Source organism: Micromonospora sp. NPDC048935 (assembly GCF_043197875.1).
Classification (GTDB): Bacteria; Actinomycetota; Actinomycetes; order Mycobacteriales; family Micromonosporaceae; genus Micromonospora.
Window position 1 is genome coordinate 124,272 of the sequence record NZ_JBICTZ010000006.1, and the last position, 16,580, is coordinate 140,851.

Here is a 16,580-nt window from a genome sequence, read left to right on the forward strand (position 1 = left end):
GCCACGCACAGGAACGGGGACGAAGTCTTGGGGCACTACCGCAGCAACGTACGGGACCTGGAGTTCAACCTCTTCGAGGTCTTCGACACCGGCATCGGCCGGGGGCCATTCGCGCAGACGGACGCCGACACCGCGCGGCGTCTCCTGCGGGAGACAGCGGCGCTGGCCTCCGGGGCAGTGGCCGACTGCTTCGCGGACGCCGATCGCAACCCGCCGGTGTTCGACCCGCAGTCACACAATGTGACGGTCACGCCCTCGCTGGCCCGGATGTACCGGCAGCTGTGGGCCGATGACTGGCACCGTCTCATGCTCCCCGTCGAGCTGGGCGGGTTCGGCGTTCCCCCCAGTGTCCAGTGGGCGGCGGTCGAGCTGCTCGTCAGCGCGAATCCCGCACTGCACCTGTACTTCAGCGCCGCGCCGAACTGCGCCGCCATCATCGACCGCACCGGCACCGAGGAACAGCGGCGATGGGCACGGTTCATGATGGAGCGGGGCTGGAGCGCCACGATGGTGATCACCGAGCCCGACGCGGGATCGGAGGTCGGTGCTGCCCGGACCCGGGCGATCCAGCAGCCCGACGGTTCCTGGCACATCGACGGGGTGAAGCGTTTCATCACCGGTGGCGACCAGGACATCACCGAGAACATCCTGCACCTCGTCCTGGCCCGGCCGGAGGGATCCGGCATCGCGTCCCGGCCGGGAACGAAAGGGCTGAGTCTCTTCCTGGTGCCCAAGTTCCTCTTCGACCCGGAAACCGGCGCTCCCGGGGCGCGCAACGGTGTGTACGCGACAAACCTGGAGTCGAAGATGGGCATTCGCGGGTCCGCCACCTGCGAACTGTCCTTCGGCCAACACGGCGTGCCGGCCCAGGGCTGGCTGCTCGGGGACGTGCACGAGGGCATCGCCCAGATGTTCCAGGTCATCTCGTGGGCCCGGATGACTGTCGGCATCAAGGCCATCGGCACGCTCTCCACCGGCCACCTGAACGCCGTCGAATACGCCAAGCAACGGGTGCAGGGCTCGGACCTGCGGCGGATCTTCGAGAAGGGGGCACCGCGCATCCCCATCGTCGACCACCCCGAGGTACGGCGCTCGCTGCTGCTACAGAAGGCGTACGCGGAGGGTCTGCGGGCGCTGTACCTGTACACCGCGACCCTCCTGGACCAGGTGGAGGCGAACGAGGGTGACGTGCGGCTCGCCAGCAGCCTCAACGAGCTGCTGCTGCCGCTGGTGAAGGGTGTGGGCGCGGAACGGGCCGCGGAGCAGCTGCAACACGCACTGCAGATCTTCGGCGGCTCCGGCTTTCTACAGGACTATCCACTCGAACAGTACGTGCGGGACCAGCGGATCGACTCGCTCTACGAGGGTACGACCGCGATCCAGTCCATGGATCTGCTGTTCCGCAAGATCGTCCGGGACAACGCGCAGACGCTGACCGCGCTGATCGGTGACATCCGTGCCTTCAGCAGCGGCGAGGCTGGCAACGGCAGGCTCAAGGAGGGACGCGGCTTTCTGGGCGACGCGGCCGACGACATCGAGGCCATGCTCGCCAAGCTGGCCGAGCGTCTCTTCGCCGTGCAGAGCGACCCGGACCAGATGCTGGCCGTCGGAGAGCACACCGTCCGGTTCATGATGAGCATCGGTGACCTGCTCATCGGCTGGTTGCTGCTGCGCCAGGCGGATATCGCCATCGCCGCGCTGGACGCCGGGGCGTCGGGTCCGGACGCCGACTTCTATCGGGGGAAGGTCGCGGTGGCGACGTACTTCGCGACGACGGTGCTGCCCGAGCTGTCCGTGCGGCGCCGGCTGGTGGAGTACGGCGGCGGCACCCTGATGGCGATGAGTGCCGCGGAACTCTGACGACCGTCCGCGACAGATCCGGCCCCGCCGTACCCACGGGTACGGCGGGGCTTTCGCCGGGCACCCGGCCAGGCTCCGGCAACCGCGGCGGGGAGCCGGACCGGAGTCGAGAACCTTCACCGGACCGCCGTGCTGCCCCGGTGCTCGGCGACCACGGCGGCGAACCGGTCGATCTGTCGTACCGCGGTGAGCGCGGTCTCGATGCCGGCCTGGATCCAGGCCGGTGTCACGGAGCAGTGCTCGCCGGCGAAGAACAGGCCGCCCTGCGCGCGGACGGCTTGAGCGGCGTCCTGCTCCAGCTCGGCGCCGGTGAGCCCCTGCCGGACTGCCGCGCACCCGCGACTCCAACGCCGTTCTCCCCAGGCGACGCTGACGACGTCCTGAATCATCCCCGCGGCCCGCAGCTCCGGGTGCATCGCCGTCAACTCGTCGACGACGATCCGGTGCCGCTCCTCGACGGAGAGCCGGCCGAGGTGATCGGCGTCCTCGGCGATGGTGTAGCTGCCGAGAAGTGCCGCCGCGCCCGCCGGATCGGTGATCGGGGCCGGGTAGTAGGTCTGCCGGATGGTGCCGCCCGATGCTGATCCGCCACCGACGGTGCGGTGCCGGTTCCAGAATGCCTCCGCGCAGAGCAGCCCCACCTTGGTGGCGGACCCGTAGTCCAGCCGCTTGATGGTCTCCACCTTGTCGGCGTCGAACCCCCGCAGCGGGAGGTTCCGCAGGACGGAGAAGGGGAGGGTGCAGAGGACGACGGGGTAGGTCACCGTCGTCGGCCCCCGCTCGGTGGCCAGCCCGACCGTCACGCCCTCCGGGCGCACCTCGATGGCGGTCACCTCGTGACGCAGGTGGACCCGGCCCGGAAGGCGTCTCGCCAGCCCGTTCGGTAGTTGATCCATGCCGTGGGGAAGGCACACCATCCCGGTGCTGAACCTGCGCAGGATGTCGTCGAGGAAGCCCTTCAGGCGACCGCTACAGGCAGCGCGAAGCTCCGGGTGCCGGCGGAACGCCGCGCCGAGGTCGGCGCGTCCGTCCCGGAGAAACGGTGTCACGTCCAGGCCGCCCACCACGTCGAGCAGACCCGCCAGGTCGGCGCGCATGATGTCGCGCTGCTCGCGTGGCGCCAGCGCCCGCACCATGGCGTGCATCCAGCCCACGAAGAGCAGTGCGTCGGACCGGTGGGCCGCTCCCGGGCAGGATCGTGCCGTCTCGTGGATGAGTGCGTCCGCGGCATCGCGTGCCCGCACGAACCGGCTGCCGATACGCAGCAGATTGTCGGGATCGGTGAGAACGTTCGTGAACGGACGCAGTTGGTCACTCAGGCCCATCTCGTCGATGTAGCGCAGAGTCAGCTCGTGGTCGCCGGGGATCCGCATCGCGCCCAGCTCGACCACCGGTCCGGCGCCGTCGCCGAACCGGTGGGTGAAGATCCGGCCACCGACCCGCGAGTCCGCCTCCAGCACGACGACGCGGTGCCCCCGGCGGACGAGTTCGTACGCCGCGACCAGCCCGGCCACACCGGCGCCGAGCACGGCGATCGTGGCATCGGCGACGTCGCCTCGACCCGGCCCTGCGGTGAACGTCTCCATGCGCTTGAACCCCGATCGCATGTTGGTGATGAGAAAGGGTGAATCTGCGGTGCGCGCACGGATGGTGGGAGAACAGCCGCGTGCCGAGCCCGTTCCGGAGACGTGATCTGACAACTGATCGCCGGTTGGGAACGGCCGGGTGGGCAGATCACCCGGATGGCCGCAGCTCACTCACCAAAACGCAATGCCCCGCCTCCCCCCAAAGCAGGAAGTGGCCAGTCTAACCTGGTCGCGCGGGAATCGGTGGACCCGTCATCGCCAATCCTCGAAGTGCGTAAATGGCGGAGAAAGCCCGCTCGATGTCGGCGCGGAACCGACATTCCCGCATTTCGCGTCGAAGCATTTTCTCTCCGGGTTCGGCGAATGCCTCGGTGGGCTTCTTCCAGTCATGGATATCACGGGGGTTCGGCGGCGACTGCGGGGCGGACGCTGATGTCGTTGCAGGGCAATCCCTCGGCTACAACCTCAGTTGTGGCGTCTTCGTCAGCTCCCCGACAGATGACACCGGACGGTTGGTCCCGGATGGGAGATTGAGGACTGGCGAGCAGTCCCGGAGGGGAAACGGTTGCGCTCTCGACACCGCGCGGTCGTCATTGTGCTGGTGACACCGCTGATCACCGCGCTTATCGGTGTGCTCATCAACGTCGCGACGGCCGGCGTCGAAGTGGAAAGCGCATTCGGCCGCGTCGCGATCTGGATGGCGTTGCTCCTTGTCAGCATCGTGGGTGGCGCGATGGCCCTGCGGCTCACGCGCCCGGGCGGAGGAGGACCCGGTGGGTCGGGCTGCCGAGGCGCTCCGGCGGGATCTGCGGCGGCGGTGGGTGACCGATCCGGTGTGGCGGAGCGTGCGCGAGGGCGACCGGTTGCCCGTCCACTGGGAGGCCGCCCCGACCGCGCTCTTCCCGGCCAACGATCCGGCTTGGGAGGAGGGCGAGCACCGTGGGGACGGCGCCCGGCTCGCCGCCCTGTTGACCGCCACCGGCGCGCCGTCGCGTCTGGTGGTCCTCGGCGAAGCGGGCAGCGGCAAGACCGAACTGCTCGTCAGCGCCTTCCAGTCGCTACTGGACACGCCCGGGGACGACGCGCGGGTTCCGGTCCTCGTCCCGATGACCGCCTGGCGATCGGCGGACGACCCACAGCGCTGGCTCGTGGACTGGCTGAACACCAACCACGGCTTCCTCCGGCAACCCGTTTCCGCCGACGACGAACGGACGCTCGCGCACGCGCTCGCGGACGACAACCGGCTGATCTTCATCCTGGACGGGTTCGACGAGATCGCCCCGGAGCACCGGGCCGACGTGTTGCGCGGCCTCAACGCCCTCCCCCCGGTCTGGTCAGTCATGTTGAGCAGCCGGACCTTGGAATACCAGGCGCTGCGCAACGTCGGCAGGGTGCTCACCGACGCTCGTGGCATCGTGCTCGAACCCCAACGGCGAGAGCAGGTGATGCGCTACCTGAAGGACCGCAGCGAGCCGCCCGAGCGGTGGGCCGACGTGGAGAACCGCATTCCAGGGGACACCGTCCTGACGAAGGCGTTCGAGACGCCACTGATGGTCACCCTCGCCGACGCCATCTACAACGCCGAGCCGAGCCGTGGGGACGGCAGCAACGTCCCCGAGCCGAGTGACCTTCTCGCCTACCGGGACGGCGCCGCGCTGGCGCACCACCTCCTCGGTGACGTCGTGACGGCACGGTATCCGACGGACCGCTCCGGCAGGTGGCCCCGGGTCGGGCAGGCCCGCCGGTGGCTTGGATACCTGGCTGCCGCGACCGACTCGGACGACATCCGCTGGTGGGACCTGCCGGTGCCAGCCGTGGCGACCCAGGGCGTGCGGGTCCGCAACGTGGCGACGGCGTTCGTCGTCGTCGCCTGGACGGCCCTGTCGGCCGGCCTGCTCAACGGATGGATCTTCACCGAGCCGTACACCGGCGTCACCCAAGCGCTGCGGATCTCCGCGGCGGCACTACTCGTGTACCTCGCCTTCCTCTACCTGACCGGGGCCTACAGCGAAGCGGTCCTGGCGTCCGTCGGCGCCTACATCGCCGGCTGCCTGAGTGGCACGTACGACCTGGCGGTCGTCGTCGGGCTCGTCGTCGGCTTCTCGTGGCGCTTCTCCTGCCGTGACGAGCGTCCGCGGGTGCGTCGCGGCAGGCTACGAGACGCGGTGCTCGTCGGAGTGGCGGCCGCGGTCGCCGCGGCGGCGATCCGGGGCGTCGGCGAGCTGTTCCCGTTGACACCCTCACTGACCACGGGCTTCGCCAGCGGCGCGGTCGACGGCTTCACCAGCCGCTGGGACGAGGAGGTCAACGGCTTCCTGGCGACCGGACTGGTGGTGACACTGACCGCCTGGGCGGGCCTGGTCGTCGACCGTGGACGGGTCGCCCCTCGGGTACGGGGTTGGCGCGCTCGTCCGATGGTGCACGGCCTGGCGGTCGGTGTCGTGGTCACCGCGGTCAACTCCTGGGCGGACCGCTTCGGCATGGTGGAGCATGCCTGGCTGATCGCCCCGGCCGACGGCTTCGCCGCCGGACTCGCCGTGTGGTGGGTGTCGCACTGGATCCAGTTGTGGTCCGAGCCCACCGGGACGCGTCGGCTGCCCCGCCCACCGTTGGCCGGCGTGGCTGTCGGAGTGGTCGCCGGCGTCCTCCACACCGTCGGTTACTCCACCCGCACCGACATCCACTCGGGCTGGTCCCGCGCTCTGTCCGAGGCGATCTGTAGCGCCGCGCTCGTCTGGCTCGCTCTCGACCTGGCCGGGCGGGGAGCACCCGCCCGGCGCGTCGACGGGACTCCCCCGCCGCCACGGCACCTCGTGCGGTTCGCTCCCGCCGTCGCGATCGCACTCCTCGCCGGTGCGCTCGACGCGGTCTCCGCGGGCGGCGCGCGGGGCGCCGCGACGGCTGTCGGCATCGGGCTGGTGCTGCTCTTCCTGACCGCGCGGCGGGCGCAGCGCCACGTCGAGACCAGTGCCGCAGGTGTGTCCCCGGTCGAGGTGGGCGTCTTCGCGCTGTCGTTCGTCGGGATCCTCGCGGGGTTCGCGTACGGCGTGCTGGTCGGCGTCGTCGCCGCACTCGGCTGCCGTGTGGCACGCGACATCGCCCGTCGCCGGCAGCCCTCCGGCACCTCGCCCCGGCCGTCGTGGCGCGGCGCGGGAGCCGGCATCCTGCTCGGCGGCGTACCGCTCATGGGCGCCGTCTACAACGGCACCGAGCCGGTGTGGCTGTTGGCCATCGTGTCACAAGCGGTGTGGCCGGCGCCTTCACCTTCGGCGTCGACGCGCGCGACCCGGAGCGGACGACACCCATGTCCCCGGTGGGCCTGTACCGGCAGGACCGGGCCGCGTCAGTGTTCCTCACCGCGGTGGTGGCGCTCGTCGTCGGCCTGGCCGTGGTGGCGCGCGCCATGTCGATCGTCGGCTCCCTCCCCGTCGCGCTCCTCGCCGGGCTGGGCACGATCCTCACCTACGGGCTGTCCGCCGGACTGGTGATCGCCGAGACGTCGACGCGGTTCCCGACCTTTCTCGTGGCCCGCATCCGGTTGGCCTACCACGGGCTCCTGCCGTGGCGGTCCATGACGTTCCTCGACGACGCGCACCGCAGGAAGCAGATGCTGCGCAGCTCGGGCGCCGCCTACCAGTTCCGCCATCGGGAGCTGAAGGAGCGGCTCGCCGAGGATTCCCCCGGGTGAGCAGCCGCTGCGTCTGCGGTCGACCATGGCCTCCACCCCCGCAGCCCCAGGGTCGCAGAGCGTTACGACCTCGGTATGGATCGGAAACAGTGCCAGGCAAGCATCGGACGGGTGAGTGCATCGTCGATCACCGATACGCACTGCCCCTACTGCGCCATGCAGTGCGGTATCTCGCTGACGGTCGGCGACGGACCGCCTCGGCTGGCGCCCACCGAATTCCCGGTCAACAGGGGCGGTCTGTGCGCCAAGGGATGGACGGCTGCCGACCTTCTCGACCACGGTGACCGGCTGCTGAGCCCGCTCGTCCGCAAGGATCCCGCCGACCGCACCAGCCCGTTGCGACAGGCGGGCTGGGACGAGGCCCTCGACCGTGTCGTCGACGCCATCCGGGCCAGCCAACACCGGTACGGTCCCGACAGCGTCGGAGCCTTCGGTGGCGGCGGGCTGACCAACGAGAAGGCGTACGCGCTTGGCAAGTTCGTCCGGGTGGCGCTGCGATCGGCGTCGATCGACTACAACGGCCGGTTCTGCATGTCGTCCGCGGCGACCGCCTCGAACCGCTCCTTCGGGATCGACCGTGGCCTGCCGTTCCCGCTGGCCGACATCGCCCAGGCGCAGGCCGTGCTGCTGGTCGGTGCGAATCCGGCTGATGCCATGCCGCCGTCCATGCAGTACTTCGACGCCGGACGGGCCGCCGGCGCGCGGCACGTCGTCGTCGACCCGCGTCGGACGACCACCGCGGGGGGCGCTCACCTGCACCTGCAGCCGCTGCCGGGCACGGACCTCGCCCTCGCGAACGGGCTGCTGCACGTCGCGATCCGCGAGGGTCTGGTCGACGAGACGTACGTGCGCGACCGCACGAGCGGCTTCGACGCGGTCCGGGCCGCCGTCGCGGCGTACTGGCCGGACCGGGTGGAGCGGATGACCGGCGTACCGGAACGGGACCTGCGGGAGACGGTCCGGCTGCTGGCGTCCGCGACGTCGGCGATGGTGCTCACCGCCCGCGGTGCCGAGCAGCACAGCAACGGCACCGACACGGCGCAGGCGTACCTCAATCTGGCCCTCGCCCTGGGCCTGCCCGGGCGGCCCTTCTCCGGCTACGGCACGATCACCGGGCAGGGCAACGGGCAGGGTGGCCGCGAGCATGGGCAGAAGGCCGATCAACTGCCCGGTTACCGACGCCTGGACGACCCGGCGGCGCGCGCCCACGTCGCGGCCGTCTGGGGCATCGACCCGGACGAGCTGCCCCGGCCGGGCCGGTCGGCGTGGGAGATGCTCGACCGGCTCGGGACCGACGACGGAGTACGCGTGCTGCTCGTGCTCGCCAGCAACATCGCCGTGTCGGCCCCGCACGCCAACCGGGTGATGGACCGGCTGCGGGCGCTGGACCTGCTTGTCGTCTCCGACATCTTCCTCTCCGAGACGGCGGCCGTGGCCGACGTGGTGCTGCCCACGGCGCAGTGGGCCGAGGAGGAGGGCACGATGACGAATCTGGAGGGGCGCGTCATCCGCCGCAAGCGGGCCCTGTCGCCGCCGCCGCAGGTCCGCACCGACCTGCGGATGCTCGCCGACCTCGCCGGCCGGCTCGGGCGCGGCCGCTACTTCGACGACGATCCGCGCCGCGTCTTCGACGAGTTGCGCCGGGCCAGCGCCGGCGGGACGGCCGACTACGCCGGAATCACCTACGAGCGCATCGAGGCGGAGCAGGGGGTCTTCTGGCCGTGCCCGAGCGAGGACCATCCGGGTACGCCGCGGCTGTTCACCGACCGGTTCCCGACCGCCGACGGACGGGCGAGGTTCTTCCGGGTGGAGCACCGCGATCCGGCGGAACTGCCCGACGCCGACTATCCGTACGTGCTGACCACCGGCCGCAACATGCAGCACTACCAGAGTGGCAACCAGACCCGCCGGGTCGGCGCCCTGACCATGGCGCTGCCCGACGCCCGGGCGGAGTTGCACCCCGACCTCGCCCGCCGGCACGGCATCGCCGACAACGACGTGGTGGAACTGCGCAGCCGACGCGGTCGGGCCTTCTTCCGGGCGCGCCTCACCAGCGGCATCCGCCGCGACACCATCTTCGCACCGTTTCACTGGGGTGGCAGCTCCGCCGTGAACGCGCTGACCGACCCGGCGTTGGACCGCCACTCGCGAATGCCGGCCTTCAAGGCCTGCGCGGTGTCGATCACACGCGCGGGCGGCCCGGACGACACCGACCTGCTGACCACCCGACCGCCCAATCCAGCATCTCTTTGAGCAAGGGAGCGTCGCCATGCACACCACTCCCCGATTCCTGCAAGGCGTCTACAGCTTCGAGGGCAAGGGCCTCGACCGGCCCGGCCTCGTCGACGGCACGCTCAGCTACGTGGTGCCGGGCGGCGTCGTGGCCCAGCCGGTCTACTTCCGGGGCGGCAATGCCAGTGACGAGCTGATCTGTGTCCTGCTCATGCGCGACGGCCAGCCGATGCGATACTTCCCGATCGGCGCCAAGTCCGACGTCCACGTGCCGCTGCGGGTGGTCGAGGACCTCGACTCCGGCACCGGGATCGAGGTGCACGTGGCGGCACCCGTCGGAGTGTCCGGCACCGTGATCGTCGACCTGGGGCTGGTCGAGGTCTGATGGCCGTCGTCGACAGGCGCCGACGCCTCGTCGTGGTGGGCAACGGGATGGCCGGTGCCCGCACGGTCGAGGAGATCCTCGAACGCGGCGGGGGCGAGCAGTTCGCCATCACGATGTTCGGCGAGGAGCCGTACGGCAACTACAACCGCATCCTGCTGTCCAACGTGCTCTCCGGGGTCGACGACGAGGCGGGCATCTTCCTCAACGACATGTCCTGGTACGCCGAGAACGGCATCACCCTGCACGCCGGCACCCGGGTCACCCGCATCGACCGCTTCGCGCGACGGATCTACGCGGACGACGGCACCGAGACGCCGTACGACAAGCTGATCATCGCCACCGGCAGCCGGGCGTTCGTCCCGCCGATTCCCGGCCTCCACCGCCCTGGGCGCGGCTACCACCAGGGAGTGTTCGCGTTCCGCACCATCGACGACACCCGCAACATGATCCGGTACGCCCGCGAGCACGAGCGCGCGGTGGTGATCGGCGGCGGCCTGCTCGGTCTGGAGGCCGCCCGTGGCCTGCAGAACCACCTGGCCCACGTGACCCTGGTGCACGCCGCCGGTCATCTGATGAACGCTCAACTGGACGCTCAGGCGGGCGCGATCCTGCGGCGCAGCATCGAGCGACTCGGCATCGAGGTCGTCCTCGGCGCGCACACCACCGAGGTGCTCGGCAAGCACGCCGTGACGGGGGTCAGGCTCAAGGACGGTCGGACCGTCGCCTGCGACGTCGTCGTCGTGGCCGCCGGCATCCGGGCGAACGCCGAGATGGCCGCGACCAGCGGTCTGCCGGTGGAGCGGGGCATCGTCGTCGACGACCAGATGCGCGTGCAGGACGAGGTCGACATCTACTCGGTCGGCGAGTGCGCCCAGCACCGCGGCGAGACGTACGGCCTGGTGGCTCCGCTGTGGGAGCAGGCGCGGGTGCTCGCCGACCACATCACCGGGACGAACCCGAACGCGGCGTACCACGGGTCTCGGCTGGCCACCAAGCTCAAGGTGGCGGGCGTGGACGTCGCCTCGATGGGCCTGAAGGAGGCGGAACGCGACGACGACGAGACTGTCGTCTTCGCCGAGCCGCGCAGGGGCGTCTACAAGAGCATCGTCATCCGCGACGACCGGCTTGTCGGCGCGACCCTCCTCGGCGACGTGCGGAAGGTCGCGTTCCTGATGCAGGCCTTCGACCGTGGGCTCGCCCTGCCGAAGGAGCGGGTCGAGATGTTGTTCGACCTCGGCGCGCCGCCGGCCGACGTGAGTGCCGCGGAGCTCGGCGACGACGTGCAGGTGTGCAACTGCAACGGCGTCACCAAGCGGGCGCTTGTCGGCACCGTGCACGGCGGCGTGAAGACGCTGACCGGTGTCATGGACGCCACCCGCGCCGGCAAGGGCTGCGGGTCGTGCAAGGGCCTGGTCGCCCAGATCGTCGAGTGGGCCGCTGACGGCAAGGTCGAGGACGACCCGGCCGCGAGCTGGTACGTCCCCGGTGTGCCGATGCCCAAGGCGGAGCTGATGGCCGTGATCCGCGAGCGCCGCCTGACATCCGTCTCCGCGGTGTTCGCCACCCTCGTGCCCGGCGGCGAGGAGGACGCGAAGAGCAAGATGGGCCTGGCCTCGCTGCTGAAGATGATGTGGGGCGACGAGTACGTCGACGAACGCGACGCCCGCTTCATCAACGACCGCGTGCACGCCAACATCCAGCGCGACGGCACCTTCTCGGTGGTCCCCCAGATCAAGGGCGGCGTGACCACACCGGCGCAGCTCAAGCGGATCGCCGAGGTGGCCGAGAAGTACTCCGTACCGCTGGTGAAGATCACCGGCGGCCAACGCATCGACCTGCTCGGCATCCGCAAGGAAGACCTGCCGGGGGTGTGGGCGGACCTCGACATGCCGTCCGGGTACGCGTACGGCAAGAGCTTCCGTACGGTCAAGACCTGCGTCGGCTCCGACTTCTGCCGCTTCGGCGTCGGCGACTCCACCGCTCTCGGCATCGCGATCGAGGACCGGTTCAAGGCCATCGAGGGCCCCGGCAAGATGAAGCTCGCCGTCACCGGTTGCCCCCGCAACTGCGCCGAGGCGTACGTGAAGGATCTCGGCGTGGTGGCCATCGACGGTGGCCGGTGGGAGATCTACGTCGGCGGGGCCGCCGGAGCCCACGTCCGCAAGGGGGACCTCCTCGCCGTCGTCGACTCGCCCGACGAGGTCATCACGCTGACCGGCCGGTTCCTGCAGTACTACCGGGAGAGCGCGAACTGGTTGGAACGCACCTACGCGTGGGTGCCCCGGCTCGGCATCGACCACATCCGGGCGGTGGTCGTCGACGACAGCGACGGCATCGCGGCGCGGCTCGACGCGGCCATGGCTGCCTCCGTGGCCGCGTACCGGGATCCGTGGCTGGAACGGCGCGACCCGGTCACGCCAGGGCAGTTCCGCACCTCCCTGCCGTTGACGGTCCTGCCTCAGGTGCCGGTCCGCGAAGCCGTACCGGTCGCTGCCCCGGGGCCGGTGGTGCCGTCGATCGGGTCCGCCGTGCCGGGCGGCGGCTCGGCCGGCAACGGCCACGGTGGCAACGGCCACGAGGCGCGCGGCGGCAACGGCTACGAGGGGCGCGGCGACGACGGGAACGGTGCCGGTCCGGCGTCCGGGAGGCGGGCGTGATGGCCAGGCTCATCGCCGTGGAACACCGGCTCGGGCCGGTCGACGAGATCCCCCTCGGGGAGGGGCGTGCCTACGCCGTGGGTGACGACATGATCGCCATCTTCCGACTGCGTGACGGCAGCCTGCGCGCGGTGTCGGCGGTCTGCCCGCACGCCGGCGGGCCGCTCGCGGACGGCCTGGTGGACATGAAGGTCGTCGTCTGCCCCCTGCACCAGAACACCTTCGAGTTGGCGACCGGCTGTTCGACCACCGGCCAGCCCCCGCTCACCGTGTATCCGGTCCGTGCCGACGACGACGGACGCCTGGTGGTGGGTCTACCGCCGGCCTGAGGGACGAACCAACCACGGTGTCGAGCGGACCGAGGACTCACCTGGGAGGAACCATGACGACGGTCGTGCCCGACAGCATCGAACAGGATCGACGCAGCCTGACCCTTCGCGGACACTGGATCGACGACTGGCGGCCCGAGGACCCCATCTTCTGGCAAGACCGGGGATCCCGCATCGCCCGGCGCAACCTGATCTTCTCCATCTTCTCCGAACACATCGGCTTCTCCATCTGGACGATGTGGTCGGTGCTGGTGCTGTTCCTGGGGCCGCAGTACGGCATCGATCCGGCCGGGAAATTCCTGCTCACCGCCGTGCCCGCACTTGTCGGGTCGGTGCTGCGGATCCCGTACACCCTTGCCGTGGCCCGGTTCGGCGGCCGCAACTGGACCATCGTCAGCGCGTCGCTGCTGCTGATCCCGAGTCTGCTCGGCGCCTTCCTGATCCGGCCGGGCGTCTCGTACTCGACGCTGGTGCTCATCGCCGCGCTGGCCGGCGTCGGCGGCGGCAACTTCGCCTCCTCGATGGCGAACATCAACGCGTACTACCCCGACCGGCTCAAGGGCTGGGCGCTCGGCATCAACGCCGGCGGCGGCAACCTCGGTGTCGCCGCGGTCCAACTCGTCGGCCTGTTCGTTCTGGCAGTCCTGGGGACGGCCAGTCCCGGCATCGTCGCCGGCATCTACCTGCCGGCGATCGTGCTGGCCGCACTCGGTTCCGCGATGTTCATGGACAACCTCAGTCATGCCCGCAACGAGAAACGGGCCATGCGTGACGTCACCCGGGAACCGCACACCTGGATCATGTCCCTGCTCTACATCGGCACGTTCGGGTCGTTCATCGGCTTCGGGTTCGCCTTCGGCCAGGTGCTTCAGGTGCAGTTCGCCGACACCTTCGACACTCCGGTGAAGGCCGCGTACCTGACGTTCCTCGGACCGCTGCTCGGCTCACTCATCCGTCCCGTGGGCGGTGTCCTGGCCGACCGGCTCGGCGGGGCCCGGGTCACCTTCGTGAACTTCGTGGCGATGGCGGCCGGCGCGTCGATCGTCCTGCTCGCCTCCCAGCAACGTTCGCTGCCGTTGTACCTGGTCGGCTTCATCGCGCTGTTCGTGTTCAGCGGCATCGGCAACGGCTCGACGTACAAGATGATCCCGGCGATCTTCCGGGCGAAGTGCGGTGTGCGGTTGACCGCCGGCGGCGCGGCCGACCCGCACGACCGGGCGGCGGAGCACGAGGCCCGGCGTCTCTCCGGCGCGCTCATCGGCGTCGCCGGTGCCATCGGCGCGTTCGGCGGAGTCCTGGTCAATCTTGCGTTTCGGCAGTCGTTCCTGGCCAACAAGACCGCGGACGCGGCCTACGTCGCCTTCATCGCCTTCTACGCGATCTGTTTCGTCATCACCTGGTTCGTGTACCTGCGCCCGTCACCCCGGAGACTCCAGGGCGTCTGACAGCCGGGTCCGGCAGGCGCCAGGCACCCCGTCGAGACGCACCCCGACCCGGTCCGCCCCCGCTCTCGCGCAGCCCTTCGATATCGCCGCGCGGTCATCTTTGCGAGACCTAGACTACGAGCGTGTACGGCGGGGCCGTCCCACTGTCGGCAGAGGGGAACTGGGAGCCATGCAGTCTCGGTCGACGCCCTCCGGCTCCCAGTCGTCACAGCCGTCAGACCCGACGAACGGCGGCGTCACCCGAGATATGCCACCGGAACTGGGCTCGGACTCGGTGGGCATATTCGAAGGCCGGACCTTCATGCTGTCCAACTCGACAGGTGACGTGCCGCCAGACTCCATCGCTGGTCTCGTACACGACGACACCCGCTTCATCAGCCGCTGGGAGCTGACCCTCGACGGGAAAGCCCCGCTCGTGCTCAGCGCGAACCCCGTCGATTCGTACTCGGCGGCCTTCTTCCTCGCGAATCCCGAGGGCGAGGGCCTGGAGGCGAACCGGGTCGGCGTGCGGCGGGAACGGTTCGTCGGAGACGGCATGTACGAGCGGATCACGATGCAGTACTTCGGCGCCGAGCCGGTCTCCGTACGTCTGCGGTTGGACGTCGGCGCGGACTTCGCTGATCTCTTCGAGATCAAGAAGGCGGGACGGAGCAGGCTGGCCGACATCCGGCGTGACCATCCGTCGGACGGCTCCGCCCTGCGATTCTCCTACCAGAACTCGCACTGGTCGGCCGTCACGAGTGTCCAGGCCGAGCCGCGTGCCGACCGGGTCGAGGGCGACTCACTGGTCTGGGACGTGCACCTGGGTCGAGGTGACAACTGGGGTTGCGAGTTGCGGGTGCTGCTGAACTGCCAGGGCAGGGACTACCTGCCGGTCAACAGGACCTTCGGCGAGGAGAACGACCCCGGCGCCGACGACGCGGCGTGGCGGTGGAGGGCGAACAAACCAGACCTGAGCGCCGAATCGGACCTGTTGCGCGACGTCTACCACAAGTCGGCCAACGACCTGATATCGATGCGGATCGTCAAGGAGATCCACGGCGAGCAGGTCGTTCTGCTGGCCGCCGGCATGCCCTGGTTCCTGGCGGTGTTCGGGCGCGACACCCTGATCACCGCCTACCAGAGCATCACCTGCGGACCGGACGTGGCCCGCGGGGCACTTGTCACACTTGCCGCACACCAGGGCGACACCGTCGACGACTTCAGCGACGAGGAACCGGGAAAGATCCTGCACGAGTTCCGTTCCGGCGAGCTGACGCAGCTCGGCATCATGCCGTACGGCCCGTGCTTCGGCGCGTCCGACACCACCCAGCTGTGGCTCGTCCTGCTCTCCGAGTACTGGCGGTGGACGGGCGACGACGCGCTGGTCCAAAGCCTGCGTCCCCACGCCGACGCCGCCCTGCGGTGGATCGACGAATTCGGCGACCGCGACGGCGACGGTTACGTCGAGTACGCCACGCGCTCCCCCGAAGGTATGCGCAACCACTGCTGGCGCGACTCACCGGACGGGGTCCAGTTCGCCGACAGCAGGCTCCCCTCCCTGCCGGTCGCCACCTGTGAGATCCAGGGCTACACCTACGACGCGAAGCTCCGCGCCGCACAACTCGCCGACGGGCCCTGGGCCGACAGCGCGTTGGCGCGACGTCTGCGTACCGAAGCCGCCGATCTGCGCGAGCGCTTCAACCGCGACTACTGGCTGCCCGCACGCGGCGGCTACTACGCGATCGGCCTCGACGCCGACAAGCGCCCCATCGACTCGATGACCTCGAACATGGGCCACCTGCTGTGGAGCGGCATCGTCCCGCCGGACCGGGCCGCCACGGTGGCCCGGCAGTTGATGTCCGACCAGATGTTCTCCGGCTGGGGCGTCCGCACCCTCTCCACCGAGGACGTGGGATACAACCCCATCGGCTACCACCTCGGCACCGTGTGGCCACACGACAACTCGATCATCGCCGCCGGGCTCGCCCGGTACGGCCACCGCGACGCCGCGAACCGCATCGCGATGGCGATGCTCGAAGCCGCCGCCCACTTCGAACACCGCCTGCCCGAGGCCATCTCCGGGTACGACCGCTCGCTCGGCCGGCGACCGGTGCCCTACCCCACCGCCTGCAATCCCCAGGCCTGGGCCAGCGGAGCGCCCCTGCTGTTCCTGCGCACGATGCTCGGGCTCGACGTCAACAACGGGACCATGGCCACCGATCCGCACGTCCCCGATGCCCTGGGCAGCATCCGGCTGACCGGTGTCACCGTGCACGGCGCGCGAGAGACCGTCGAGGCCGCCGGCTCGCGTCTCCGATCCCCCACCTGAGCGCCGCACCGCGAGTCGCCGGGCCGTGCGCCTCCGCTCCGCAGGGCGGACAGTGCGTGGTTGTGCGCCGGGGCCTGACCGTGCGGA

The 16,580-nt window shown here is 70.1% G+C and carries 10 protein-coding genes; 9 read left to right on the forward strand and 1 reads right to left on the reverse strand.

Features of this window, described 5'->3' with window-relative positions; all coding sequences use genetic code 11:
- Positions 1-27 precede the first annotated feature (27 nt).
- Positions 28-1,860 carry an acyl-CoA dehydrogenase gene (locus ACGFIW_RS18460; RefSeq protein WP_393316810.1) on the forward strand — a complete coding sequence of 611 codons (1,833 nt, stop codon included), beginning with the start codon at positions 28-30 and terminating at the stop codon, positions 1,858-1,860.
- Positions 1,861-1,976: 116 nt separating this feature from the next.
- On the opposite strand, the gene ACGFIW_RS18465 is transcribed toward ACGFIW_RS18460, so the two are convergent.
- A complete protein-coding gene (locus tag ACGFIW_RS18465; RefSeq protein ID WP_393316813.1) occupies positions 1,977-3,467 on the reverse strand; it encodes a flavin monoamine oxidase family protein in 1,491 nt (496 codons plus the stop codon).
- 752 nt (positions 3,468-4,219) lie between these two features.
- On the opposite strand from ACGFIW_RS18465, the gene ACGFIW_RS18470 reads away from it, so the two are divergent.
- The 8 genes from ACGFIW_RS18470 to ACGFIW_RS18505 all read left to right on the forward strand — a co-directional run bounded on the left by ACGFIW_RS18470 (position 4,220) and on the right by ACGFIW_RS18505 (position 16,493).
- Entirely contained in the window at positions 4,220-6,934 is a 2,715-nt protein-coding gene (locus tag ACGFIW_RS18470) for an NACHT domain-containing protein (protein WP_393316816.1), read from the forward strand.
- A complete protein-coding gene (locus tag ACGFIW_RS18475) occupies positions 6,850-7,134 on the forward strand; it encodes a hypothetical protein (RefSeq protein WP_393316819.1) in 285 nt (94 codons plus the stop codon). The genes ACGFIW_RS18470 and ACGFIW_RS18475 overlap by 85 nt, the downstream gene beginning before the upstream one ends.
- A gap of 111 nt (positions 7,135-7,245) precedes the next feature.
- The gene (locus tag ACGFIW_RS18480; protein WP_393316821.1) at positions 7,246-9,387 is read left to right on the forward strand and encodes a molybdopterin oxidoreductase family protein; all 2,142 of its coding nucleotides are present in this window, start codon (positions 7,246-7,248) and stop codon (positions 9,385-9,387) included.
- A gap of 16 nt (positions 9,388-9,403) precedes the next feature.
- Positions 9,404-9,751 carry a molybdopterin oxidoreductase gene (locus ACGFIW_RS18485; protein WP_393316824.1) on the forward strand — a complete coding sequence of 116 codons (348 nt, stop codon included), beginning with the start codon at positions 9,404-9,406 and terminating at the stop codon, positions 9,749-9,751.
- Positions 9,751-12,408: a nitrite reductase large subunit NirB gene (nirB, locus tag ACGFIW_RS18490; protein WP_393316826.1), complete on the forward strand. Its 2,658-nt coding sequence runs from the start codon at positions 9,751-9,753 to the stop codon at positions 12,406-12,408. Before ACGFIW_RS18485 ends, nirB begins: the two co-directional genes overlap by 1 nt.
- Complete coding sequence (locus tag ACGFIW_RS18495) at positions 12,408-12,737, forward strand: Rieske (2Fe-2S) protein (RefSeq protein ID WP_393317405.1); 330 nt, start codon at positions 12,408-12,410, stop codon at positions 12,735-12,737. The genes nirB and ACGFIW_RS18495 overlap by 1 nt, the downstream gene beginning before the upstream one ends.
- A gap of 53 nt (positions 12,738-12,790) precedes the next feature.
- Complete coding sequence (locus tag ACGFIW_RS18500) at positions 12,791-14,182, forward strand: nitrate/nitrite transporter (RefSeq protein ID WP_393316829.1); 1,392 nt, start codon at positions 12,791-12,793, stop codon at positions 14,180-14,182.
- A 274-nt stretch (positions 14,183-14,456) separates the two neighbouring features.
- Positions 14,457-16,493, forward strand: coding sequence for a glycogen debranching N-terminal domain-containing protein (locus ACGFIW_RS18505; RefSeq protein ID WP_393316831.1), 2,037 nt, complete (start codon positions 14,457-14,459; stop codon positions 16,491-16,493).
- Positions 16,494-16,580: the final 87 nt, after the last annotated feature.

Bases quoted from the DNA above. Each gene is read 5' to 3' on its own strand.
- ACGFIW_RS18465 (WP_393316813.1), bottom strand. From the start codon at position 3,467: ATGCGATCGGGGTTCAAGCGCATGGAGACGTTCACCGCAGGGCCGGGT.
- ACGFIW_RS18475 (WP_393316819.1), top strand. From the start codon at position 6,850: ATGTCGATCGTCGGCTCCCTCCCCGTCGCGCTCCTCGCCGGGCTGGGC.
- ACGFIW_RS18485 (WP_393316824.1), top strand. From the start codon at position 9,404: ATGCACACCACTCCCCGATTCCTGCAAGGCGTCTACAGCTTCGAGGGC.
- nirB (WP_393316826.1), top strand. From the start codon at position 9,751: ATGGCCGTCGTCGACAGGCGCCGACGCCTCGTCGTGGTGGGCAACGGG.
- ACGFIW_RS18495 (WP_393317405.1), top strand. From the start codon at position 12,408: ATGGCCAGGCTCATCGCCGTGGAACACCGGCTCGGGCCGGTCGACGAG.
- ACGFIW_RS18500 (WP_393316829.1), top strand. From the start codon at position 12,791: ATGACGACGGTCGTGCCCGACAGCATCGAACAGGATCGACGCAGCCTG.